At 43.0% G+C, this 22,712-nt stretch carries 26 protein-coding genes, 1 tRNA gene and 1 pseudogene; 23 read left to right on the top strand and 5 right to left on the bottom strand.

Annotated elements, in window-relative coordinates:
• The first annotated feature begins 15 nt into the window (after positions 1-15).
• From ssuD to rpsN, 3 genes and pseudogenes are all read left to right on the top strand, one after another.
• On the top strand, positions 16-1,152 hold the full coding sequence (gene ssuD, locus BSI_RS07855) for an FMNH2-dependent alkanesulfonate monooxygenase (protein ID WP_003239640.1): 1,137 nt from the start codon (positions 16-18) through the stop codon (positions 1,150-1,152).
• Between the two features lie 56 nt (positions 1,153-1,208).
• Positions 1,209-1,487, top strand: a pseudogene (locus BSI_RS0121310) (YgaN family protein); the annotation flags it as partial.
• A 152-nt stretch (positions 1,488-1,639) separates the two neighbouring features.
• Positions 1,640-1,909 carry a 30S ribosomal protein S14 gene (gene rpsN, locus BSI_RS07860; protein ID WP_003239638.1) on the top strand — a complete coding sequence of 90 codons (270 nt, stop codon included), beginning with the start codon at positions 1,640-1,642 and terminating at the stop codon, positions 1,907-1,909.
• Between the two features lie 17 nt (positions 1,910-1,926).
• Here the strand turns inward: rpsN and BSI_RS07865 are convergent, their stop codons facing one another.
• On the bottom strand, positions 1,927-2,400 hold the full coding sequence (locus BSI_RS07865; RefSeq protein ID WP_003239637.1) for a hypothetical protein: 474 nt from the start codon (positions 2,398-2,400) through the stop codon (positions 1,927-1,929).
• A gap of 1 nt (position 2,401) precedes the next feature.
• Positions 2,402-2,602 (bottom strand): helix-turn-helix transcriptional regulator, encoded by a 201-nt coding sequence (locus BSI_RS07870; RefSeq protein ID WP_032732185.1) that lies wholly within the window; start codon positions 2,600-2,602, stop codon positions 2,402-2,404.
• Between the two features lie 193 nt (positions 2,603-2,795).
• Here BSI_RS07870 and BSI_RS07875 point away from each other — a divergent pair.
• Positions 2,796-2,869 (top strand) — tRNA-Gly (locus BSI_RS07875).
• A 90-nt stretch (positions 2,870-2,959) separates the two neighbouring features.
• Here BSI_RS07875 and BSI_RS07880 read toward each other — a convergent pair.
• The gene (locus tag BSI_RS07880) at positions 2,960-3,583 is read right to left on the bottom strand and encodes a B3/B4 domain-containing protein (RefSeq protein ID WP_032732161.1); all 624 of its coding nucleotides are present in this window, start codon (positions 3,581-3,583) and stop codon (positions 2,960-2,962) included.
• 82 nt (positions 3,584-3,665) lie between these two features.
• Here BSI_RS07880 and queG point away from each other — a divergent pair, with 82 nt between their 5' ends.
• The 18 genes from queG (at position 3,666) to BSI_RS07975 (ending at position 19,910) form a co-directional block, all read left to right on the top strand.
• Positions 3,666-4,826: a tRNA epoxyqueuosine(34) reductase QueG gene (gene queG / locus BSI_RS07885; protein WP_003239634.1), complete on the top strand. Its 1,161-nt coding sequence runs from the start codon at positions 3,666-3,668 to the stop codon at positions 4,824-4,826.
• A 67-nt stretch (positions 4,827-4,893) separates the two neighbouring features.
• Positions 4,894-5,823 carry an amidase domain-containing protein gene (locus BSI_RS07890; RefSeq protein ID WP_080030846.1) on the top strand — a complete coding sequence of 310 codons (930 nt, stop codon included), beginning with the start codon at positions 4,894-4,896 and terminating at the stop codon, positions 5,821-5,823.
• A 37-nt stretch (positions 5,824-5,860) separates the two neighbouring features.
• Positions 5,861-6,343, top strand: a complete 483-nt coding sequence (gene trmL / locus BSI_RS07895; protein ID WP_072183318.1) for a tRNA (uridine(34)/cytosine(34)/5-carboxymethylaminomethyluridine(34)-2'-O)-methyltransferase TrmL — start codon at positions 5,861-5,863, stop codon at positions 6,341-6,343.
• 127 nt (positions 6,344-6,470) lie between these two features.
• Positions 6,471-7,112, top strand: coding sequence for a YhbD family protein (locus BSI_RS07900; protein ID WP_003239630.1), 642 nt, complete (start codon positions 6,471-6,473; stop codon positions 7,110-7,112).
• A complete protein-coding gene (locus BSI_RS07905) occupies positions 7,103-7,816 on the top strand; it encodes a bactofilin family protein (protein WP_003239629.1) in 714 nt (237 codons plus the stop codon). The genes BSI_RS07900 and BSI_RS07905 overlap by 10 nt, the downstream gene beginning before the upstream one ends.
• A gap of 11 nt (positions 7,817-7,827) precedes the next feature.
• The gene (locus BSI_RS07910) at positions 7,828-8,535 is read left to right on the top strand and encodes a polymer-forming cytoskeletal protein (RefSeq protein WP_003239628.1); all 708 of its coding nucleotides are present in this window, start codon (positions 7,828-7,830) and stop codon (positions 8,533-8,535) included.
• 350 nt (positions 8,536-8,885) lie between these two features.
• On the top strand, positions 8,886-10,781 hold the full coding sequence (gene prkA, locus BSI_RS07915) for an ATP-dependent protease PrkA (RefSeq protein WP_003239626.1): 1,896 nt from the start codon (positions 8,886-8,888) through the stop codon (positions 10,779-10,781).
• Between the two features lie 179 nt (positions 10,782-10,960).
• Positions 10,961-12,139 (top strand): sporulation protein YhbH, encoded by a 1,179-nt coding sequence (gene yhbH / locus BSI_RS07920; protein WP_003239625.1) that lies wholly within the window; start codon positions 10,961-10,963, stop codon positions 12,137-12,139.
• A gap of 158 nt (positions 12,140-12,297) precedes the next feature.
• Positions 12,298-12,762: a MarR family transcriptional regulator gene (locus tag BSI_RS07930; RefSeq protein WP_003239623.1), complete on the top strand. Its 465-nt coding sequence runs from the start codon at positions 12,298-12,300 to the stop codon at positions 12,760-12,762.
• Positions 12,763-12,797: 35 nt separating this feature from the next.
• Positions 12,798-13,463, top strand: a complete 666-nt coding sequence (locus tag BSI_RS07935; RefSeq protein ID WP_003239622.1) for a biotin/lipoyl-containing protein — start codon at positions 12,798-12,800, stop codon at positions 13,461-13,463.
• A gap of 40 nt (positions 13,464-13,503) precedes the next feature.
• Positions 13,504-15,108, top strand: coding sequence for an MFS transporter (locus BSI_RS07940; RefSeq protein WP_003239620.1), 1,605 nt, complete (start codon positions 13,504-13,506; stop codon positions 15,106-15,108).
• A 22-nt stretch (positions 15,109-15,130) separates the two neighbouring features.
• Positions 15,131-15,661, top strand: a complete 531-nt coding sequence (locus BSI_RS07945) for an NAD(P)H-dependent oxidoreductase (protein ID WP_003239619.1) — start codon at positions 15,131-15,133, stop codon at positions 15,659-15,661.
• A gap of 12 nt (positions 15,662-15,673) precedes the next feature.
• On the top strand, positions 15,674-16,045 hold the full coding sequence (locus tag BSI_RS07950; protein ID WP_003239618.1) for a hypothetical protein: 372 nt from the start codon (positions 15,674-15,676) through the stop codon (positions 16,043-16,045).
• A gap of 167 nt (positions 16,046-16,212) precedes the next feature.
• On the top strand, positions 16,213-16,974 hold the full coding sequence (locus BSI_RS07955; protein WP_032732183.1) for a hypothetical protein: 762 nt from the start codon (positions 16,213-16,215) through the stop codon (positions 16,972-16,974).
• Between the two features lie 2 nt (positions 16,975-16,976).
• Positions 16,977-17,342, top strand: coding sequence for a GntR family transcriptional regulator (locus tag BSI_RS07960; protein ID WP_003239614.1), 366 nt, complete (start codon positions 16,977-16,979; stop codon positions 17,340-17,342).
• 1 nt (position 17,343) lies between these two features.
• Positions 17,344-18,042, top strand: coding sequence for an ABC transporter ATP-binding protein (locus tag BSI_RS07965; protein WP_003239613.1), 699 nt, complete (start codon positions 17,344-17,346; stop codon positions 18,040-18,042).
• 16 nt (positions 18,043-18,058) lie between these two features.
• On the top strand, positions 18,059-18,976 hold the full coding sequence (locus tag BSI_RS07970; RefSeq protein ID WP_003239612.1) for an ABC transporter ATP-binding protein: 918 nt from the start codon (positions 18,059-18,061) through the stop codon (positions 18,974-18,976).
• The gene (locus BSI_RS07975) at positions 18,969-19,910 is read left to right on the top strand and encodes an ABC transporter permease (protein ID WP_003239611.1); all 942 of its coding nucleotides are present in this window, start codon (positions 18,969-18,971) and stop codon (positions 19,908-19,910) included. The genes BSI_RS07970 and BSI_RS07975 overlap by 8 nt, the downstream gene beginning before the upstream one ends.
• Positions 19,911-20,002: 92 nt before the next feature.
• Here the strand turns inward: BSI_RS07975 and cspB are convergent, their stop codons facing one another.
• Positions 20,003-20,206 carry a cold shock-like protein CspB gene (gene cspB / locus BSI_RS07980; protein WP_003224086.1) on the bottom strand — a complete coding sequence of 68 codons (204 nt, stop codon included), beginning with the start codon at positions 20,204-20,206 and terminating at the stop codon, positions 20,003-20,005.
• 437 nt (positions 20,207-20,643) lie between these two features.
• Here cspB and BSI_RS07985 point away from each other — a divergent pair, with 437 nt between their 5' ends.
• Positions 20,644-21,474, top strand: a complete 831-nt coding sequence (locus BSI_RS07985; RefSeq protein WP_003239609.1) for a MetQ/NlpA family ABC transporter substrate-binding protein — start codon at positions 20,644-20,646, stop codon at positions 21,472-21,474.
• Between the two features lie 2 nt (positions 21,475-21,476).
• Here BSI_RS07985 and dgcK read toward each other — a convergent pair whose 3' ends face one another.
• Entirely contained in the window at positions 21,477-22,556 is a 1,080-nt protein-coding gene (gene dgcK / locus BSI_RS07990; protein WP_003239608.1) for a diguanylate cyclase DgcK, read from the bottom strand.
• Positions 22,557-22,712: the final 156 nt, after the last annotated feature.

Genomic DNA, 22,712 nt, shown 5'->3' with positions numbered 1-22,712 from the left:
GAAGGGGAGATGGATATGGAAATTCTTTGGTTTATACCGACTCATGGAGACGCGAGATATTTAGGGTCTGAAAGCGATGGACGGACTGCGGATCATCTTTACTTTAAACAAGTCGCGCAGGCGGCTGACAGGCTGGGGTATACGGGTGTTCTTCTGCCGACGGGAAGATCGTGCGAGGACCCGTGGCTTACAGCATCGGCGCTGGCAGGAGAAACAAAGGACTTAAAGTTTTTAGTCGCGGTAAGACCCGGTTTAATGCAGCCTTCTCTAGCAGCCAGAATGACATCCACCTTAGACCGCATTTCAGAAGGCCGGCTGCTGATCAATGTTGTGGCAGGAGGCGATCCGTACGAGTTGGCTGGAGATGGCCTGTTTATCAGCCATGATGAACGCTATGAAGCGACAGACGAATTTTTAACCGTTTGGCGGAGACTTTTGCAGGGAGAAACGGTTTCCTATGAAGGTAAGCATATAAAAGTGGAAAACAGCAATCTGCTCTTTCCGCCGCAGCAAGCGCCGCATCCGCCTATCTATTTCGGAGGGTCGTCACAGGCGGGGATTGAGGCAGCCGCAAAGCATACAGACGTGTATTTAACGTGGGGCGAGCCGCCTGAACTAGTAAAAGAAAAGATTGAGAGGGTCAAAAAGCAAGCTGAAAAAGAGGGGAGATCCGTTCGATTTGGCATCAGGCTGCATGTCATTGCCCGTGAAACCGAACAAGAGGCGTGGGAAGCGGCCGAACGCTTGATCAGCCACTTGGATGATGACACCATCGCCAAAGCGCAGGCAGCTTTGAGCCGATACGATTCTTCAGGCCAGCGGCGGATGGCCGTCCTTCACCAAGGCGATCGGACGAAGCTTGAAATCAGCCCGAATCTGTGGGCAGGTATCGGCCTAGTCAGAGGCGGGGCAGGAACAGCTCTTGTCGGTGATCCGCAGACTATTGCCGACAGGATAGCGGAGTACCAGGCACTCGGTATAGAATCGTTTATTTTCTCAGGCTATCCTCATTTAGAAGAAGCGTATTATTTTGCAGAGCTCGTGTTTCCGCTTTTGCCATTTGAAAATGAGCGGACGAGAAAGCTTCAGAACAAAAGGGGAGAAGCGGTCGGGAACACTTATTTTGTCAAAGAGAAAAATGCGTCAGTTTAAGTAAAATACAGCCCCCGAACATGGTATTCAAAAAGGGGGCTGTTTTTCTGAACACATTGATAAGCGCATCAGGCATTTACCTGTTAGCTATGCTGTAAGCATGCAGACATTCAAAGCAGATGGAGTCAAAGCGGCGGACATCTCAGAGCTTGAATGGATGCTGCAGCTTCACAGTCATTCATTGCCGAAGCCGTCAATATCAGTGAAGGTATTTCTTCAGCCGCATGTACATCGAACATTATCAAAAGGGGAAGCTAGTTGAGAGGATTGGTCCGGTAAGTGCAGATTATTCTGAGGAAAAACCCGATACATTACAATTTGTTTATTTTGAAAGCATCAAGATGCGTTACTGTATGATGTGGAATTGCATCACTAGAAACGGGCGGCTTTCAGCCGTCTGTTTTACAAATCGGTATGCTTGCTTTTTTTTATTGTGCGTGATACATTTCAAATCGTAATTGTTTCGATTTGAAAAGGAGGCTATATCTTGGCTAAAAAATCAAAAGTGGCAAAAGAGTTAAAACGCCAGCAGCTTGTTGAACAATACGCTGCAATTAGACGCGAGCTAAAAGAAAAAGGAGATTACGAGGCACTCAGCAAGTTGCCGAGAGATTCAGCACCGGGAAGACTCCACAATCGCTGCATGGTAACGGGGCGCCCGAGAGGATATATGAGGAAGTTTAAATTGTCCAGAATCGCTTTCAGGGAGCTGGCCCATAAAGGCCAGATTCCCGGTGTGAAAAAAGCAAGCTGGTAAGAAAAAACTCCGGCCGATTACAGCGCGCCGGAGTTTTTTTCGTTTTTCTTGAAAGAAATGACGTAGGATAGATGCTGTATGATCATGATGATAAACACAATAATAATAGGGAAAAACGGAATACGCGATTGAAAAAGCGGATAAAAAATGAGAAGAACCGCTGCGACAGGAAGCGAGAAGTAGACGGCGATATATGACGCGCGGCATGCTTTTGCCGTCATCATCTTCTCTCTTTCGTCCTGCTCTTCAAATTCATCAGGCAGAAGAAGCTTTTTTGCAGCAGGGCGGCTTTTCTTTTGTAAGTACAAATAAACCGCAGACACCGCAACAAACAGAATAAAGGGGGTGAGGTTTAATTCAAACACCATCTCGCCGCTCTTTGTGCGGAAAAAGGATGCAATGCCTTCTGAAGCTTCAAAGTACGAAATCAGCGTCCAGCATGCAAGGCCAAATAGAACAAGTTGAAAAGCTGCTTTTGTTTTCATGCTCATCTTAGTTTTCCTCCTCTAACCAAAAGACATCCTCCATTTTCTTGGAGAAGGCTTTGCAGATTTTCAGTGCTAATAGCAGTGAGGGAACATAATCGCCTTTTTCGATAGCTGCCACAGTCTGTCTTGTGACGCCGACCGTTTCCCCAAGTTTTTCTTGAGAAAAGCCGAAACGTGCCCTCAGCTCTTTTACTTTATTTTTCATCATGACGTCTGTCCCCTTCACATTCTCGATTGAATATATTGTATAGTATGCTTAACATTATGTAAATGAAACTTAACATCTTTACAAAAATAAAACTTTTTTTCGACAAAATTTTCATATTCCCTTGACGAAAAATCAATAAACGTGTAACATAAGAAAAGTCAGAGCGGTACTGTTGCTGACAACCATAAATGCGGGTGTAGTTTAGTGGTAAAACCTCAGCCTTCCAAGCTGATGTCGTGAGTTCGATTCTCATCACCCGCTCCATACATACGTTATTAACGCAGTGTTTCGTTTCTCAGATAAACGAAGTATTGCGTTTTTTTATGTAAAAAAGAACACGTTATTCGTGTTCTTTTACGTAAGCCAATGTACTGTATGGGAGCCGCCGTGAATTTGTTCGAACATTTTCGTTAATGATGATAAGAGTTTTACAGCACTGTTTTTTTCAATCGATGGCGGGAAAAAGATGATTTGCAGCATGCTCTTGGTCTCATCTATAACGGGGTAGCGATTGACGCTGTTTTTAAAATCGCCAAATATGCCGTTTTGATCAGAGTAAAGCAGTATGTTTTCTTTTTCACCCAATGAGATGCGGACTGGCTCATGAAGCTTGCAGGCATCATAAATCATAATGGGCAGAGAATATTTTAATGAAAAAAAATCGATGGTGTCATGTGCTGAATCCTTGCTTTCCATGAACTGTTCTTTGGATATCGGGATCAGCATGTCCTCCATTGGGGTTGTTTCTCCCTCAAATGAAGGGTTAAGCTGTTTAAAAAGTTCCTGCCATTCCTTGGCGAAGGATTCATCGGATATTCCGCCGTCCGCATAGTCGAAAAACAGGGATTCTTGAAATAGGCGAAGCCTGCCTTTCAGCATTTGCGGAGAGGAACCGACTTCGATATTCTTATAAATCACAGCCGCCGCTTGTAAGCCGGCCGCACGTTCAGTAATAACAGAATCAAGTTTGATATTCACAAGCATTCACTCCAGTTACGGGATATCAACCTATTATAAACCCTGTATTGTTTTATCACAAAGAAAGGAGGCTGTGCAAAACATGAACGTTTATCAGCTCAAAGAAGAATTAATTGAATACGCGAAAAGCATTGGTGTGGACAAGATTGGTTTTACGACCGCTGATACTTTTGACAGTTTAAAAGACCGTTTGATTCTACAAGAATCACTCGGCTATCTTTCCGGCTTTGAAGAGCCCGATATTGAGAAAAGGGTGACGCCGACGCTGCTTTTGCCGAAAGCGAAATCAATCGTCGCGATTGCACTCGCATATCCTTCCAGAATGAAGGATGCGCCGAGAAGCACGAGAACGGAGCGCAGGGGCATTTTTTGCAGAGCCTCCTGGGGCAAAGACTATCACGATGTGCTGAGGGAAAAGCTCGATCTGCTGGAGGAATTTCTGAGAAGCAAGCATGAGGATATCAGAACAAAGTCAATGGTTGATACAGGTGAATTGTCTGATCGGGCGGTTGCAGAACGGGCCGGCATCGGATTCAGTGCGAAAAACTGTATGATTACAACGCCTGAGTACGGCTCTTATGTGTATTTGGCAGAAATGATTACGAATATACCTTTTGAGCCTGATGTGCCGATTGAAGATATGTGCGGCTCTTGCACGAAATGTCTGGACGCCTGCCCGACGGGAGCGCTTGTAAATCCGGGACAGCTTAATGCGCAGCGCTGCATCTCTTTTCTGACCCAGACGAAAGGATTTTTGCCTGATGAATTCCGGACAAAGATCGGAAACCGTCTGTACGGATGCGATACGTGCCAAACGGTGTGTCCTCTTAATAAAGGGAAGGATTTTCATCTTCATCCGGAAATGGAGCCTGACCCTGAGATAGCCAAACCGTTATTGAAGCCGCTCTTGACCATCAGCAACCGTGAATTTAAGGAGAAATTCGGGCATGTCTCAGGTTCTTGGCGCGGGAAGAAACCGATTCAGCGAAACGCCATTCTCGCCCTTGCCCACTTTAAGGATGCTTCCGCACTGCCTGAATTGGCAGAACTGATGCATAAGGACCCGCGTCCTGTCATCAGGGGAACAGCTGCATGGGCAATCGGGAAAATCGGAGACCCCGCATACGCGGAAGAGCTTGAAAAAGCGCTGGAAAAAGAGAAGGATGAAGAGGCAAAGCTGGAAATTGAAAAAGGAATTGATTTGCTAAAAGCTTCAGGCATGACTAAACAAGGCCTGTCCTGACATACGTATAGAGAAGAAGGAAAAAACACTTGAGATGCATCCAAGTGTTTTTTCTCTATAAAAAAGTATGGCGGGTGGGGTGAGCTTGAAGCACATTTTAGAACAATTAGCGGAGGAGCGGCTGAGCTATCTGGTTAACGGGCATGCTATGAGACAGGAGTCTGAAGTCGGAGACCTTGAAGTCATGGAGCGAAAGAAGAAGCTTCTGGAAAAACGTAAAGTTGACATTATAAAAGCGAAAGCAAAGGCCGTCATTGATCATGTACGGGTTGAGGATGACGGAACGACCTGCCTTACGTATACCATCCATTACGAATACGTGTATAAGGAGCAGGACGACAGCTTGTATATGGAAGAGCAGATAGAGGAGCGGATCGCTTTTCTTTATGATCACATTTTGATTAGTGATCAGGAAATTGCGAAAACACCGGCTGGATTTCATGAAGGCACCAGTATTATTGACTATTCTCAAGAGGAGAGGGAAGCGTTTGGCAGAGCCTTTCAATACGATCGCCTCGGCGCTGTGCAATATGCCGAGAAATTTTGGAACAAGCGCAACCCGGCTTATAAAAATTTCAGCGATAACTGCACGAATTTTATTTCTCAGTGTCTCCATGCTGGAGGCGCACCGATGCGCGGCCATCCGAACAGAGGATCAGGCTGGTGGATGAAGCAAAGTTCCTGGAGCTACAGCTGGACGGTGGCTCACTCTATGAAAATGTATTTTGCGAATTCAAAGGCTGGCCTTCGTGCAGTGCGGGTTAAATCAGCGCAAGAGCTGATGCCTGGCGATGTGATTTGCTATGACTTTGAAGGTGACGGCCGGTTTAATCACACAACGATTGTCGTGGCAAAGGACAAAGGCAATATGCCGCTTGTCAATGCCCAGTCCTATGACAGCCGGATGAGATATTGGTCATACGAGGATTCTACGGCATACACGCCGTCAATACGATATGCCTTTTTTCATATTCTTGATGATACGACAAAAGAGTAATTAATGATATAATGATGGGCGGATAAGAAAAACAGAGGTGAACATTGTGGCATTACATGTCGTTTTATATCAACCAGAAATTCCCGCTAATACAGGGAATATTGCACGTACTTGTGCAGCAACCAATACAACGCTCCACCTGATTCGTCCGCTCGGCTTTTCAACGGATGATAAAATGCTGAAGCGTGCCGGACTCGATTATTGGGAGTTTGTGAACGTTGTGTATCATGATTCGTTAGAAGAATTGTTTGAGGAATATCAAAAAGGCCAGTTTTTCTTTATCACGAAATTCGGCCAGCAGCCTCATACATCGTTTGATTACACTGATCTTGACGAGGATTATTTCTTCGTGTTCGGAAGAGAAACAAGCGGTTTGCCAAAGGATTTAATTCAAAATAACATGGACCGCTGCCTGCGTCTTCCGATGACTGAGCACGTTAGATCGTTAAACCTGTCCAACACCGCGGCGATTCTCGTTTATGAAGCGCTGCGCCAGCAAAATTACCGTGATTTAAAATAGTGAAAAAAACCCGCTCATCAATGATGGGCGGTTTTTTTTTATGTTATTAGAGATGCTTTGTTTTGTATTTGGGCTTAACAACGTAACAGTGTTATGTTACAATGGATCCATCGAAGGAGCTGGACTTATGGAAGAACAATTAATCTCTAAAAAAGAATTACTTGAAAAAACATCGATTTCTTACGGTCAGCTGTATCGGTGGAAGCGGAAAAACTTAATTCCTGAGGAATGGTTTATTCGAAAGTCCACATTTACAGGGCAAGAGACGTTTTTTCCGAGAGAGGATATTTTAAAACGCATTTCAATGATTCAAAAGATGAAGGAAAATTTGTCACTGGATGAAATGAGGGAAATGCTGTCGCCGAAAATGATGGATGTCAGCATGACCGCTGATGATTTGATTCATAAAGGTTTGATTTCAAGGACTGCTCTTGATGTCTTTTCAGAGGGCGGTGAGAATTCGGTTTTTTCTTCCCGCGATCTGCTTTCGCTGTATGTGCTTGAAGGGCTGCTGCAGTCCGGAAATGTCAGCTTGGCAGAAGCGAAAATGGCTGCAGGGGTGTTAAAGCAGCATGATACTGAAGAGATCAAGAAACAGATGGAGCTGATTGTGCTGCGGAAGCTCGGTGTCACAACCTGTTTTATAGCAGCTGCAGCGGACAGCATTCTGTTTGAATCGTCCGTTAAGGTCGTGGAACGGGTAGATTTAGCTAAGGCGTCAGAGGAATTAAAAACAACATATATGCAGGAGGGCCATCAATGGATGTAATGGAAAAGCTGGTGATAAACGGATCAGGAAGTTCAAAGGGAGGAACATTTCAATCAGTTGAAATTAACGGCAGCGGAACAGTCGCCGGGGACGTGGAGTGTGATACTTTTTCTTTTAATGGAACCGGGAAAGCTGACGGCAGCGTCAAAGCGAAAGCGGTAACCATCAGCGGTTCAGGTAAGATACATGGAGACGTTGAAGCAGAATCTATTCGAATTAACGGAACAGGTTTAATTGAGGGAGAGGTATCTGCAAAACAATTGAAGATTGCTGGATCATCAACATTTGGCAGTACAGTCAAGGCTGATGACATTGTCATTAGCGGAAAAGCAGTCATGGAAGCGGATTGTGAAACGGAAACCTTTCAATCGGAAGGGAAATGCAAAGTCAGCGGGCTTTTAAACGCTGACCAGGTAATCATTAAGCTTTCTGCCGGTGAAAGTTATGTACGTGAGATCGGCTGCCGCCATCTTCAAGTGACAGGAAGAAAAGGGATGCTGACAATGCTCAGACTGATGCCGCAGCCTGTTTTAACGGCTGAACTGATCGAAGGTGACGTGATTGAACTGACAAATACAAAGGCGAAAACCGTGCGCGGAAATAAAGTGAAAATCGGACCGAATTGCCAGATTGAAACCGTGGAATACAGCGGGGACTATACTTGTGATCCGAGCGCATCGGTAGAAACATGCACGAAGATGTGAGGAGGATCGTAATGGAGACAACAAAACTGGGAAATTTAAAATTATATGGTGCCGGTCACGCTGCAGGAGGCGCATATCACCATGTCAGCATCAAAGGAGAAGGTGTGGTCGGTGAAGGGCTGTCTGCCGCGGGCTGCCGCATATTCGGAACAGGATGTTTTCTCGGGAAAGTAGAGACTGATCGGCTGCGTGTGTATGGAGAAAGTGAGTTTAAAGGCGATCTGACAGCCGGCAGAATCAATGTATACGGCACAATGAAAGTGAGCGGTTCACTTCAATTTGATCGGTTCAATCTGAAAGGCCTGACTGAAATTGGCGGGAATATGACTGGAGAATCGTGCGATATGAAAGGGAAGCTTAGCGTCAAAGGCGATTGTGAAACAGAAATGTTCCATGTCACAGGCTGCGTTGATGTGTCAGGATTATTGAATGCGGGTGACATTAAGCTTGGATTGAGCCATGATGTAAGCTATGTGCGGGAAATGGGCGGAACAACAATAACAGTGAAAAGACGCGCGAGCTTTTTTAAACGGAAGAATACAAAACTGATTGCCGATGTCATAGAAGGAGATCAGGTTTATTTGGAGAATACCGAGGCGGCAGTTGTCAGGGGAAAAGAAGTGATCATCGGGCCGGGCTGCAGCATCGGAACAATTGAGTACAAAAACAAATACGAATGCGATCATCATTCAAAGGTTAAAGAAAAAATAAAACTGTAAAACACTGTTCTGTTATACAAAAAGGGTGCTCTTATGAGGAGCACCCTTTTTTATTCTTTTCCCGGCTTGCTTTCGTACCCTGCAGTAAAAATTGATACTAAAAAAGTGACAATGACACCCATCATGATGATTGTTTTCACCGTCTCTCCCCCTCTTCAATTTTTCCGTGCTGCCCGAGTCTGGATGATTCTGTATTTTTCTTTATTATGAACGGTCGCGGTCTGCCTTGTCAACGCCGTATAAGTATCTTTATTTTTAAGAAACCAAAGCATGTATCACGAGATGGCGGCATAGATTGTATCAAAGTACCTTATTTGCATAGCGCATCAATCATGATGGAGGAGGTCCTTATGGATATATTAAAGAAAATTGAACAGTACAGAGAGGAAGAGCAGCGGCTGAAATGGGAAGGAACATTCGCCGATTATTTGGAGATTATTAAAGAAAATCCAATGGTCGCGCAATCTGCTCATTCTCGTGTTTTTAATATGATAAAAGACAGCGGGATAGAGGAGATTGACGGACGGAAGAAGTACAGCTTTTTTGACCGCGAGCTGTTTGGGCTTGAGGAATCTTTGGAGCGTCTTGTTGAAGAGTATTTTCATCCGGCCGCGAAACGGCTTGATGTCAGAAAACGGATTTTATTGCTGATGGGACCTGTGAGCGGCGGTAAATCCACGCTGGTCACGATGCTTAAAAAAGGTCTCGAAGCGTATACGCTGACGGATAATGGTGCCGTATATGCGATTAAAGGCTGCCCGATGCACGAGGACCCTCTACATTTAATCCCCCATCATTTGCGAGATGACTTTTACAGAGAGTACGGCATAAGAATAGAAGGAAGTCTTTCTCCTTTAAATGTGATGAGGCTGGAGGAAGAGTACGGAGGAAGAATTGAGGATGTGAAGGTTGAGCGCATTTTCTTTTCAGAAGATAAGCGTACGGGAATCGGAACATTCAGCCCATCTGATCCGAAATCTCAGGATATTGCCGATTTGACGGGAAGTATTGATTTCTCAACCATTGCGGAGTACGGTTCAGAATCAGATCCGCGCGCTTACCGGTTTGACGGAGAACTGAATAAAGCGAATCGCGGGATGATGGAGTTTCAGGAGATGCTGAAATGTGATGAGAAATTCCTCTGGCATTTGCTTTCATTGACACAGGAAGGGAATTTTAAAGCGGGGCGATTTGCGTTAATTTCTGCTGATGAGCTGATCGTGGCTCACACGAATGAAACGGAGTATCGCTCATTTATTTCTAATAAGAAGAATGAAGCCCTGCACTCGAGAATCATTGTAATGCCCGTTCCTTATAATTTAAAAGTGTCTGAAGAAGAGAGAATTTATGAAAAAATGATCGCAGAAAGCGATGTAGCGGATGTTCATATTGCCCCGCATACGTTGAAGGTCGCTGCGATGTTCTCGATTCTTACCCGGTTAAAAGAACCAAAGCGGTCGGATATTGATCTGGTCAAGAAAATGAGACTGTATGATGGGGAAAGTGTGGAAGGATATAACTCTGTCGACGTTGAGGATATGAAAAAAGAATATAATGATGAAGGCATGAGCGGAATTGATCCGCGGTACGTGATCAACAGGATTTCTTCAACGATTATCAGAAAAAATATGGAATCGATTAATTCTCTTGATGTTCTTCGTTCCTTAAAAGAAGGTCTTGATCAGCATCCTTCGATTTCAAGCGAGGACAGGGAGCGGTATTTGAATTTTATTTCTGCCGCCCGCAAGGAATATGACGATATTGCGAAAAAGGAAGTTCAAAAAGCGTTTGTGTATTCATATGAAGAATCAGCAAAAACGCTTATGGACAATTACCTCGACAACGTAGAGGCCTATTGCAACAAAAACAAGCTTCGGGATCCTTTGACAGGAGAAGAAATGAATCCGGACGAAAAGCTGATGAGATCCATTGAAGAGCAGATCGGCATTTCGGAAAACGCTAAAAAAGCGTTCCGCGAAGAAATCTTAATCCGCATCTCGGCGTATGCGAGAAAAGGTAAGCGGTTTGATTACAATTCTCATGAAAGACTGCGTGAAGCCATTCAGAAAAAGTTGTTTGCTGATCTGAAGGATGTCGTTAAAATTACGACTTCAACAAAAACACCGGATGAGCAGCAGCTGAAAAAGGTAAATGAAGTCGTGGCCCGTTTAATTGATGAGCACGGCTACAACTCGACGAGCGCCAATGAGCTGCTGAAATATGTCGGCAGCCTGCTGAACCGATAAGCAACGTGACCCGTCCGAATAGGGCGGGTTATTTTGTCCCATTTTCTAAATAGTTTGTCAATTAACCGTACGTTTGTGCATATGATGAATATAAATCTTTTCAAAAGACTTGTTTCATAATCTGGCACAAGCCGGAATACGTATGTATCACGACCACAAATGGTTAAGGAGGGGAATTCATGTCCCAAAATGACAGCGGCCATTTTTTGATTTCTGAGGAAAACTGGTCCCTCCATCGCAAAGGCTTCGATGACCAGCAGCGCCACCAGAAAAAAGTGCAGGAAGCGATCAAAAACAATCTTCCGGACCTCGTGACTGAGGAAAGCATTATTATGTCTAATGGAAAAGATGTAGTGAAGATCCCAATCCGTTCACTGGATGAGTATAAAATTCGTTATAACTATGATAAAAATAAACACGTAGGGCAAGGAGACGGCGACAGCCAGGTTGGAGATGTTGTGGCCCGGGATGGATCAGACAAAAAACAGGGACCCGGAAAAGGGCAGGGCGCCGGTGACCAGGCAGGCGAAGATTATTATGAAGCAGAAGTTTCATTAATGGATTTAGAAGAAGCGCTTTTTAAGGAATTAGAGCTTCCGAACCTCCAGCAAAAAGAGCGAGACAATATCATTCATACAGATATAGAGTTTAATGATATCCGTAAAACAGGGTTAACCGGTAATATTGATAAGAAAAGAACGATGATGTCAGCTTTTAAACGAAATGCGATGACAGGGAAGCCGTCGTTCTATCCGATTTACCCGGAGGACTTGAAGTATAAGACATGGAATGACATAACAAAGCCCGAGTCAAAAGCCGTCGTCTTAGCAATGATGGATACAAGCGGCAGTATGGGTGTTTGGGAAAAATACATGGCCAGAAGCTTCTTTTTCTGGATGACCCGTTTTTTGCGGACGAAATATGAGACTGTAGAAATTGAATTTATTGCCCACCATACGGAAGCAAGAGTCGTGTCGGAAGAGGACTTCTTCTCAAAGGGAGAAAGCGGCGGAACCATCTGTTCATCCGTATACCGGAAGTCGCTTGAGCTGATTGATGAAAAGTACAATCCCGCCCGCTATAATATTTACCCGTTTCATTTTTCTGACGGTGACAACCTGACATCGGATAACGCGCGGTGTGTGAAACTGGTTAATGATATTATGAAGAAGGCCAATCTTTTCTGCTACGGCGAGGTCAATCAATACAACAGGCATTCAACACTAATGTCTGCATACAAAAATGTGAAAGACGAGAAATTTAAGTACTATATTTTAAAACAAAAGTCAGATGTTTTTCAGGCGCTGAAGAACTTTTTCAGAAATGAGGAGTCTGGCGTCAGCCATCAATTTTCGTAAAAAAAGCCCGTTTCAGGGCTTTTTTTTATTTAATAAAAGTAAGAAAACGGTTGCGAAAAAAATACGGGAGAAAAAGAAATTTTTCCTTTGACAAATCTTCTTTCATTTATTAATATTTTATCTTGTGAACTATTATTGAGGAATGAGGTGAAAAGGAGTTGACTGAATCAGAACGTGCTTTGCTCACTTTTGAACAGCTCTTCGATACGTCTCGGTCGATCTATAAAAAACAGAAGAAGATATTGGAGATTGTGCTTGAGCCTTTTGATATTACAGTCCTTCAATATTTGCTGATGTTTAAAATTCATCAAAGCGGAAGCACCCCGCTAAGCAAGCTGGCGATGTCGCTTGACCTTAAGCCCGCTTCTGTGACGCGGATGACAGATATTCTGTATAAGCGCCAATTGATGAATCGATATGACAGTCCGGATGACCGCCGTATCGTCATGATTCAGTTAACCGAAGAGGGGGAAGAACTGATAGAAAAAGCCGCTGTTGAATATGCAAAAATGGGTGCGAGCCTGTATCAGAAGCTCGACACATCCCAGCTGCAGTATTTGCGCAAGCTTGCCGGAAGCTTAACAAAGCTTGCTAAAGGCTGTTCAGAAAAAAGCGGTAATTAAAAACTTCTCACATATTTTCACCAGCTTTCCACAAAATGATAGAGGATGAAACGAAAGGAGAAAACAAAATGAACAGAGGACGTTTAATTCTGACCAACATTATCGGTTTGATTGTTGTTCTTGCAATTATAGGCGGAGGTGCTTACTACTATTATCAAAGCACAAACTACGTAAAAACAGATGAAGCAAAAGTAGCCGGCGATATGGCAGCTATCTCAGCTCCAGCAGCAGGTAAAGTATCCGACTGGGATCTTGAAGAAGGAAAAACAGTGAAAAAAGGCGACACAGTTGCAAAAATCAAAGGTGAACAAACTGTTGATGTAAAATCCATCATGGATGGAACAATTGTGAAAAACGAAGTAAAAAACGGACAAACCGTACAGGCTGGTACAACAATTGCGCAAACAATTGACATGGACAACCTGTACATCACAGCAAATATTAAAGAAACAGATATTGCGGATGTTGAAGTTGGAAATAGTGTAGACGTAGTAGTTGACGGAGATCCTGATACAACATTTGACGGTACTGTAGAAGAAATTGGCTATGCGACTAACTCAACTTTTGATATGCTTCCATCTACAAATTCAAGCGGAAACTACACAAAAGTAACACAAAAAGTTCCTGTGAAAATTTCAATCAAAAACCCATCTGATAAGGTGCTTCCTGGTATGAATGCATCTGTTAAGATTTCTGAGTAAAACAGATCAGTCATCAAACCATGAAAGGAGGTTGTCTTAGATGGCTACAGGCAAAGAAAAAAATACAAAAAGCCCTATGACATTGCTGATTGTGCTAATGGCGGGTTTATTTTTGGCAATATTAAACCAAACATTGCTTAACGTCGCAATGCCGCACTTAATGACTGAATTTGGCGTAAGTGCAACGACGATTCAGTGGCTGACAACAGGTTACATGCTTGTTAACGGCGTATTGATTCCGTTATCTGCCTTCCTGATTACACGTTTTGGCCAACGGAGTCTCTTTCTCGTCGCCATGTTCTGTTTTACGCTCGGTACGTTAGTCTGCGGTATCGCACCTAACTTCTCTACCATGCTGATCGGCCGTTTGATTCAGGCCGTGGGCGGAGGTATCTTGCAGCCGCTCGTTATGACAACCATTCTGTTAATCTTCCCGCCTGAAAGCAGGGGGAAAGGAATGGGGATTTTCGGACTTGCAATGATGTTTGCTCCGGCGGTCGGCCCGACTCTTTCCGGGTGGATTATTGAGCATTACACATGGCGCATCATGTTTTACGGACTTGTGCCGGTCGGCGCAATTGTTATCATCGTGGCTTTCTTCATTTTTAAGAATTTGGTGGAGCCGCAAAAAATCAAACTCGATACACTTGGAGCGATCCTCTCAATTGTCGGATTCGCCTCCTTATTATACGGAGTCAGTGAAGCGGGTTCTGACGGCTGGACTGACCCGGTTGTCCTGTCTACAGTTGTAATAGGTGTGATTGCAATTGTTGCTTTTGTTATTCAGCAATTGCGTCATGATGATCCGATGCTTGATTTCAGAGTGTTTAAATACGACATTTTCTCACTTTCAAGTGTCATTAATATCATTATTACAGTAGCATTGTACACTGGTATGTTCCTGTTACCGATTTATCTTCAGAATCTGGTCGGCTTTACGGCGCTTCAATCTGGTCTGCTTCTGCTTCCGGGTGCGATCGTCATGCTGATCATGTCACCGATCTCAGGTATTTTGTTTGATAAATTCGGTCCGAGACCGCTTGCGATTATCGGGCTTCTCGTTACAGTGGTGACAACATATCAATATACGCAATTAACGATTGATACACCATATACACACATCATGCTGATCTACTCAATCCGTGCATTCGGTATGTCACTCTTAATGATGCCGGTTATGACAGCGGGTATGAACCAGCTTCCTGCCCGTCTGAACAGCCATGGTACGGCGATGAGCAACACGCTTCGCCAAATCAGCGGATCAATTGGTACAAGCTTAATTACGACGATTTATACAAACCGTACGACGTTCCATTATTCACAAATTGCAGATAAAACAAGCACGGCGGACCCGAACTTCCTCCATGCATTCCAAAATGCAGTTTCTAATTTAATGGTGAATATGAACATGTCTTATGACACAGCGAAAACGTATGTTTACTCTCATCTTTACAAACATGCGTCACTTGATTCAAACGTTATGGGGATTAATGATGCCTTTATGTGGGCAACAATATTCTGTGTGTTCGGTTTGATTCTAAGTCTTTTCTTGCGTGACGTGAGAAGAGATAAAGCACGTGCGGAGAAAAAGAAAAAAGAAGAGCTTTCATTGCTTCCGGCTCCTAAAGAAGTGAAGGAATCTTAATCTGTACAAGGAGGTTTCCTGAATGAAAATTTATGTAGTGTATGACAGTGAAGGTGAACATACAAAAGTTCTTGCAGAAGCGATTGCTGAAGGCGCGAGAGAAAACGAGGCGGCTGAGGTATTGATCGACCATGTCGATCAAGCAGATATCCGCAAGCTGAAAGATATGGATGCGATTATTTGGGGATGCCCGGGGCATTTCGGAACAATCAGCTCCGGTCTTAAAGCTTGGATCGACAGACTTGGCTACTTATGGGCTGAAGGTGAGTTGATCAACAAAGTCGGCGCTGTTTTCTGCACAACGGCAACAACTCACGGCGGCTTGGAAATGACAATGCACAACTTGATCACGCCGATGTTCCATCAAGGCATGATCGTTGTCGGCCTGCCTGGCAATGTGCCTGAAAACGCACTGTACGGCTCTTATTACGGAGCAGGCGTCACTTGTCCGGTTGACAGTGATGAGTTAATGTCTGAGGAAGGTATTCAGTTGGGACGCGCTCTGGGAAGACGCGTCACCCAAGTTACAGGAAACCTAACAGCAGGACAGTAAGGAGAGGTTGAAATGGCCATTATTATAGCAATTATTGCTGCTGTCATTGTCATTGCGGCTCTTATTACATTCAATGTCCGCAACGCCTCTCCTGGACCCGAGAAGCAAGAAGCAACCGAAAGAATCACCCCTCCAGAAGAGGAAAAAAACGAAGCGCAATACCCAGCTGAAGCAAGGGCTGCTGAGCATACGCCTGTTGTGAAAAATGATTCTCCAAAAGAGAAACGAGACACAATGGGTGATGATATTTACAGGCAGGCGCTGCAAAAGTTTAAGCATTCTGATGAAGATCAGGCAGAGCAAGAGGTCACTGAGAAACGTGACAAAATGCAGGACAGCAGCTATCGTGATGCGCTGCTCTCCATGAAAAATAAGAAGAAGTAATGAAAAAGGCAAATCCGTTTACTCATGACGGATTTGCTTTTTTTTTGTTGTTTTCATGCATGCATTATGATTTTTTATCAAATAAATCCATGGAATATGTTGTATTGCGATTTGATCTAGTGTACTATGTTACTCATACACCAAAGAGGCTTCCGGGAGGTAAAGACATGGATTCTTTTTTAGGTCTGTTAAAGAAAGATATAAAAATTTCAAGAATATGGCTGCTAGCCTGGATATGCGGAATCATTTTCTTATTTATGACAGGTCATATCATAGCTTCTCGTACGCAAGAACCTCTTGTCATTTTTGGTTTCTTTGTTGCAGTTGCTTTTTTTCTGCTTTTCTTATCCCCTGTTTTTGTGTTTTATCACCTTCACAAAGAGGGGAAATCACAGCTTTGGCTGTACAATCCAAATGGCGGCTTCTGGCTGCTTTCTTCTAAATTGGCAGCATCTTTGCTCTATCAATTTCTGATTCAATTGGCATTAACCGCTTATGGTATTTGGATTTATCATATGCTCTCTTTGAAAAATCTGCTGGAGCATCAAGTTGATATAACAAGTACAACGGTATTGCTGAATATGTACGGTCTTATTTCCTCGTTATATATGTCAGTGACTGTAGTTGTGTTTTGGACTGTTTTCCACTCAATTAAGAACTGGCGCGGAATGCGATGGGCTGCGATGGGGCTGTTGGTCACAGTGTGGTTTTTCTTCGATGAATACATCATAAGCCCTTTAGTTGAATCTCAAAAGCATTTCTGGCCTGTAACAGTCTATTGTAATTTTGATTTCCACTTCCGCAACGTTTGGAGATTGGAATTAAAACCGATACACCTGTCCGTGCTTGGGTTTCCTATTACTATTGTCATCACGATCTTGCTGCTCATCGCGGCTTCAAAACTGCTTGATCGTAAAGTAGAGGTGTGAATATGGACAATCATTTCCAATCCTCGAAACCGATTTATCTGCAGATCGCTGATCAGATTTTTTATCGGCTGGTCAGAAAGGAACTGCTCCCAGGAGACAAGCTTCCTTCTGTAAGAGAAATGGCGATTCAAACCAAGGTAAATCCCAATACAATTCAAAGGACATACAGTGAGATGGAAAGGCTGGGTATTGTGGAGACAAGAAGAGGTCAAGGAACGTTTATAGCAGAAAAAGCAGAAATCGTAGATGAGCTGAAAGACAGGCTGACACGAGAAGTACTGGAAGGCTTTGTGAAGCAAATGACAGAGCTGGGGCTAACGAAAGAAGAGATGGTGGAAGGGATAAAAGAATTCACTGAGGGAGGCTAAAATGGAAATCACTTTAGAACATGTATCAAAAAAATACGGCCGCCAAACCGCCGTCAATGATGTGTCGATCACCTTATCATCCGGACGGATTTATGGTCTGATCGGACCGAACGGCAGCGGCAAATCAACAACCTTAAAAATGATGGCCGGCCTTCTGTTTCCGACTTCAGGATTGGTTAAAGCGGATGAAAAGCCGGTTACGAGAGATATGGTCCGTCAAACGGCTTATCTCACTGAGCTTGATATGTTTTACCCGCATTTTACTGTTAAAGATATGGTGAACTTTTACCAGTCACAATTTCCTGATTTTCAAATAGAACAAGCTTATAAACTGTTGAATGAAATGCAGCTTGATCCGAAAAAAAAGATCAAAAAGCTATCAAAAGGAAATCGGGGAAGGCTGAAAATCGTTCTTGCTTTAGCAAGACGGGCATCCGTCATCTTGCTGGATGAACCTTTTTCCGGGCTTGATCCGATGGTCAGGGACTCCATCGTAAACAGCTTGGTGTCATACATTGATTTTGAACAGCAAATTGTCGTGATCGCGACGCATGAGATTGATGAAATTGAAACCTTGCTTGACGAAGTAATCATACTCGCAAATGGAGAAAAAGTTGAGCAGCGTGATGTGGAAGATATTCGTGAGCAGGAAGGCATGTCTGTTTTGCAATGGTTTAAATCAAAAATGGAAGTTTGCTAGAAAGAGGAGGAACATGATGACGACAGTATTGGAATTAAAAAATGTGACGAAAAACATCAGAGGCCGAACGATCATTGATCATCTGAGTTTTTCGATTCGTGAAGGCGAAGTATTCGGTTTTTTGGGGCCGAACGGAGCAGGGAAAACGACAACGATCCGGATGATGGTGGGGTTAATGAAGCTGTCAAAAGGTGATGTGCTCATTTGCGGCCAATCCATTACGAAGGATTATGCTAAGGCGATTAAGCATATTGGAGCGATCGTAGAGAACCCAGAGCTTTATAAATTCTTAAGCGGATATAAAAATCTGCAGCAATACGCAAGGATGGTCAAGGGTGTCACGAAGGAAAAAATTGATGAAGTCGTTGAGCTGGTCGGTTTAACAGACAGAATCCATGACAAGGTGAAAACGTATTCTCTTGGGATGAGACAGCGTCTTGGCTTGGCCCAATGTCTTCTTCATGACCCGAAAGTGCTGATTTTGGATGAACCGACAAATGGCCTTGATCCGGCGGGGATCAGGGAAATCAGAGATCATTTAAAGAAACTGACGCGAAAAAAAGGAATGGCTGTCATCGTCTCAAGCCACCTGCTGTCAGAAATGGAACTGATGTGTGACCGAATTGCGATTCTGCAAAAAGGAAAGCTTATCGATATTCAAAATGTGAGAGATGAAATCACTGATGAGAACGATACATATTTCTTTCAAGTTGAGCAGCCGAATGAAGCCGCTTCTGTTCTGAAGGAGTACAATTTGGTGAAGAAGACAAATGGTGTAGAAGTCAAACTGGCTAAAGACGAAGTCCCTGGGGCTATTGAATTGCTGGTGATGCAGCAAGTCCGCATTTATGAAGTTAAAGTAGTGACAAAATCGTTAGAGGACCGTTTCTTAGAAATGACAGGTGAAGCAAAAGAGGAGGTTCAACATGCTTAATTTGATTTATAATGAGTGGATCAAAATTTTCAGCCGTGCCGGAACATGGGTGATGATCGGAATTTTAGCGTTAACCATGATTGGATGGGCATTCTTAACAAACCATTTTTCACCCGATGACGCAAATCCGAAATGGAAACAAGCGCTTCAAGCGGAAAATGCCGCATTGAAGAAAGAAATGAAAGAAGATCCTTCACTGAAAGATGGCTATGAAGAAACAATCACACTCAACAACTACCGTATTGAACATAACATCCCTGATGACACTGGCTATACTGTATGGTCTTATGTAACGGATTCAGCTGGTTTTACAATCCTTACCGGACTGTTTACCATTATTATCGCAGCTGGAATTGTCGCGAACGAATTTAATTGGGGTACCATTAAGCTGTTAATGATCCGGCCGCTCAGCCGTTTTCAGATTTTGCTCTCCAAGTATATTACAGTTCTCCTGTTTGGGTTCTTATTGCTGTTTATTTTATTTATGGGTTCTACTTTATTGGGCCTGATCTTCTTCGGGACAGGCGGCGACACTGTTGCGAATGTTCATTTAATCTACAAGGACGGCCATGTCTTTGAGCAAAACATGATGGGATATTTGGCAAAAACGTATCTCTCAGAATCTGTTGCGGCTTTAATGATCGCAACGATGGCATTTATGCTGTCCGCTGTATTCAGAAACAGCTCTCTTGCAGTAGGATTTTCCATCTTTTTGTTGGTTGCCGGTACTACAGCCACTGCATTTATTGCAACGAAATTTGACTGGGCGAAGTATATTTTATTTGCCAATGTTAATTTGCTGCAATATGTAGAGGGGACACCATTAGTGGAAGGGATGACCATGACTTTCTCTGTTGTCATGCTGGCAGTTTACTTTGTTGTCTTCCTTCTGCTCGCTTTCGGAATCTTCATGAAGCGGGATATTGCGAACTAATGAAAAAAAGCTGTTTTGCATATGCAAAACAGCTTTTTTATCGAAATAAAAACTGCAGGTTTGCACCTGCAGTTATGCATATCAATTTATGCTTACGCTTCTTTAGTTACGTTAGCAGCTTGTGGTCCGCGGTTACCTTCAACGATTTCGAAAGAAACAGCTTGGCCTTCTTCTAAAGTTTTGAAGCCTTCGCCTTGAATAGCAGAGAAATGAACGAATACATCGTCTTGACCTTCTACTTCGATGAATCCGAAACCTTTTTCAGAGTTGAACCATTTTACTTTACCTTCTAACATGAAATTTCCTCCTAAAGCGATCATAACGCTTAAATTCACTATTCTTGCTCTTAACAAACTTCCAAGACGAAAACTCTTACAAAACTTTCTTCTTAAAGATAGTTCGAACAAAAATAATTACCTTTACTCTACCAGTAATCTTCAGAAAAAACAACTGCTAAATGAAACTTTTTTCGGAAAATACCATATTTATTTTTCGATTTGATATTTATTCACGGAAATTCACCTGCTTTCTCGATACGTGATCATACGTTTGCCTTAGATATTCCTGCTTTTCTGGAGAGAATGCAATAGGAATTGACAACCTTATTGTATATGAGTAAGGTAAAAGTTAACCAATATTACAAATGACAACGTTTATCAACTAAAGAGAGCGTATGTTTTTTATGTTTGATATTGCTTGCATGCTCTAATACATAGATAGGAGTATGGTCACAATGAAAAAGTGGCTTATATGCAGTTTTGTTTTTGTTCTGCTCGTTTCATTCACTGCATGCTCACCGTCAGGAGAACATGAAACGATCAAAATCGGAATTGCTGAGTCTGACAGGGCAATATGGAACTATATTGCTGAAAAGGCGGAAGAGGCAGGGCTGGATATTCAACTGATTCCTTTTTCGGATTATGCGGAGTCTGATATCGCGCTTGCGAACAAAGAAATTGATGCCAACGCTTTTCAAACCATTTCATATTTTCAGTCGTTCACCCAAAAATACAAACATAAGCTGGCACCGCTCGGTACGACATACATAACGCCTATGGGCATTTATTCAAAACGATATGGCCGAATCCAAGATATACCGCGCGGAGCTGTTATTTCGGTTCCGGATAAAGCGTTCGATTTTGGCAGGGCGCTTACGGTGCTTCAGAAGGCGGGCTTGCTAACGTTGAAAAACGGATTTAACGGAACAGGTTCAGTCGATATGATTAAAGATAATCCGAGGCACCTGAAATTGAAGACCGTCCGGCAGCAGGATGCAGTGAGCGGCGCCGATGTATTTGTCATGAAACCATCTGATGCAAAAAAAGCAGGGCTGAACCCGAAAAAACACACCATAAAGAGCGGCGGACTAATGTCAGAGGAAGAGATGAATTTGATTGTTGTCAGAGCGGAGGATCAAGATCGGGAAGCACTGCAAACCATTCTTGAACTTTATCAAGCTGATGATACAGCGGCATTTATAGAAAAGGAATACCAAGGGGATCTTGTTCCGGCTTTTCTGCCTTTAAAACGTCTTTCAGATTGGAAGAATGAATTCGAACATTGAATTCATTCTTTTTTTTCTGAAAAACATACTTTGTTCCGTCCCGTTTCTTTCGCTTTGTAGAGTATTTGATCGGCAAGAATCGGCAAGGATTCTGGATGTTCCGTATTATTGGGATAATGAGCGGCCCCCAGTGATATCGTCACTGACAGCTCTTCTCCGTTTGTTAATCTAACTGGTTCGTCACTGACAGCGCGCCTGATTCGTTCCGCGATTTGGACTGCTTTATTAAGCGTACAGTTCGGCAGGAGCACGGCAAATTCTTCACCGCCAATCCGTGCGGCAGGATCAGTATTTCGGATGCTATGCTTCAGACGTGAAGCCAGCTCTTTCAGCACTTGATCGCCTTCATGATGGCCATATTGGTCATTGATGGTTTTAAAATGGTCGATATCCATATAAATCAGAGCGAATTGAAAATGCGGGTTATTGGCCGCCTGTTGATACAGAGTTTGTGTGATTTCTTCAAACTTTCTTCGGTTATAAATGCCTGTTAAAAAGTCAAAGTGGGCCTGAAACTTATATTGTTTAAAAAGAAGATGTGCATTTGTTTCATGATCAATAATATATAAACTGAGCATGCCGCCCGCTATGGAGATGATCCAAAAATAAAAGTGAAGTTCATATGAATGTAAATCTATAAGAAAATAAAAGGAAAATGAGATCATGCTATTTGTGATCATTAAAAGGTAGAAAGCATGTTTTAATTGTACTTTTTTTCTTCTAGAAACAATGAGTGACGGGATGGCAGCAATACAAATGATAATAACCGAGTATAGTGCAGATGTGTTCATCGTGATCAGCATGCGGCCTGCACCGATCATAACCAAGGCCGTTGCCGTTGAAACCCAGCCTCCGTAAAGAGCAGCGATCATAATAGGGATATTTCTAAAATCAATGATTGAATGCTGATAGGTAAATCCAAAAACCATCAGAATAACCCCGAGGAAACCGCAGGCCAGTCCTTTAACAGCTTGGAAGGATATGCTGTCTTTTTTATGTACCAGCCTATCTTTAAACAGGTGGGTGAAGAGATAATTAAATGTGATTAAAATGGTCAAGTTTACAAACAGCTCTTTCAGCAAATATTATCACCCTAATATAAGGTACTAAAGATGGAAGGGAAAGAAAAGGACAAATAAGGGATTATATAAGTTTTTTTTACTTGGATTTTATTGTTTTAATAATTCGCACTTGACCCATCGGAATTAGTGTAATATAGTATATGAGAAAATTCGAAG

Origin of the sequence: Bacillus inaquosorum KCTC 13429 (genome assembly GCF_000332645.1) — a bacterium.
Classification (GTDB): Bacteria; Bacillota; Bacilli; order Bacillales; family Bacillaceae; genus Bacillus; species Bacillus inaquosorum.
This window is presented reverse-complemented; position numbering and strand designations above follow the sequence as displayed.

Excerpts from the sequence above, each read along its gene's own strand:
- BSI_RS07870 (WP_032732185.1), bottom strand. The coding sequence starts at position 2,602 with ATGAAAAATAAAGTAAAAGAGCTGAGGGCACGTTTCGGCTTTTCTCAA.
- BSI_RS07975 (WP_003239611.1), top strand. The coding sequence starts at position 18,969 with ATGCTTAATTTGATTTATAATGAGTGGATCAAAATTTTCAGCCGTGCC.
- queG (WP_003239634.1), top strand. The coding sequence starts at position 3,666 with ATGAACGTTTATCAGCTCAAAGAAGAATTAATTGAATACGCGAAAAGC.
- BSI_RS07950 (WP_003239618.1), top strand. The coding sequence starts at position 15,674 with ATGGCCATTATTATAGCAATTATTGCTGCTGTCATTGTCATTGCGGCT.
- BSI_RS07900 (WP_003239630.1), top strand. The coding sequence starts at position 6,471 with ATGGAAGAACAATTAATCTCTAAAAAAGAATTACTTGAAAAAACATCG.
- BSI_RS07940 (WP_003239620.1), top strand. The coding sequence starts at position 13,504 with ATGGCTACAGGCAAAGAAAAAAATACAAAAAGCCCTATGACATTGCTG.
- BSI_RS07970 (WP_003239612.1), top strand. The coding sequence starts at position 18,059 with ATGACGACAGTATTGGAATTAAAAAATGTGACGAAAAACATCAGAGGC.
- BSI_RS07955 (WP_032732183.1), top strand. The coding sequence starts at position 16,213 with ATGGATTCTTTTTTAGGTCTGTTAAAGAAAGATATAAAAATTTCAAGA.
- cspB (WP_003224086.1), bottom strand. The coding sequence starts at position 20,206 with ATGTTAGAAGGTAAAGTAAAATGGTTCAACTCTGAAAAAGGTTTCGGA.
- BSI_RS07905 (WP_003239629.1), top strand. The coding sequence starts at position 7,103 with ATGGATGTAATGGAAAAGCTGGTGATAAACGGATCAGGAAGTTCAAAG.
- BSI_RS07935 (WP_003239622.1), top strand. The coding sequence starts at position 12,798 with ATGATAGAGGATGAAACGAAAGGAGAAAACAAAATGAACAGAGGACGT.
- BSI_RS07910 (WP_003239628.1), top strand. The coding sequence starts at position 7,828 with ATGGAGACAACAAAACTGGGAAATTTAAAATTATATGGTGCCGGTCAC.
- BSI_RS07965 (WP_003239613.1), top strand. The coding sequence starts at position 17,344 with ATGGAAATCACTTTAGAACATGTATCAAAAAAATACGGCCGCCAAACC.
- BSI_RS07865 (WP_003239637.1), bottom strand. The coding sequence starts at position 2,400 with ATGAGCATGAAAACAAAAGCAGCTTTTCAACTTGTTCTATTTGGCCTT.
- BSI_RS07960 (WP_003239614.1), top strand. The coding sequence starts at position 16,977 with ATGGACAATCATTTCCAATCCTCGAAACCGATTTATCTGCAGATCGCT.
- BSI_RS07985 (WP_003239609.1), top strand. The coding sequence starts at position 20,644 with ATGAAAAAGTGGCTTATATGCAGTTTTGTTTTTGTTCTGCTCGTTTCA.
- prkA (WP_003239626.1), top strand. The coding sequence starts at position 8,886 with ATGGATATATTAAAGAAAATTGAACAGTACAGAGAGGAAGAGCAGCGG.
- yhbH (WP_003239625.1), top strand. The coding sequence starts at position 10,961 with ATGTCCCAAAATGACAGCGGCCATTTTTTGATTTCTGAGGAAAACTGG.
- ssuD (WP_003239640.1), top strand. The coding sequence starts at position 16 with ATGGAAATTCTTTGGTTTATACCGACTCATGGAGACGCGAGATATTTA.
- BSI_RS07890 (WP_080030846.1), top strand. The coding sequence starts at position 4,894 with ATGGCGGGTGGGGTGAGCTTGAAGCACATTTTAGAACAATTAGCGGAG.
- BSI_RS07945 (WP_003239619.1), top strand. The coding sequence starts at position 15,131 with ATGAAAATTTATGTAGTGTATGACAGTGAAGGTGAACATACAAAAGTT.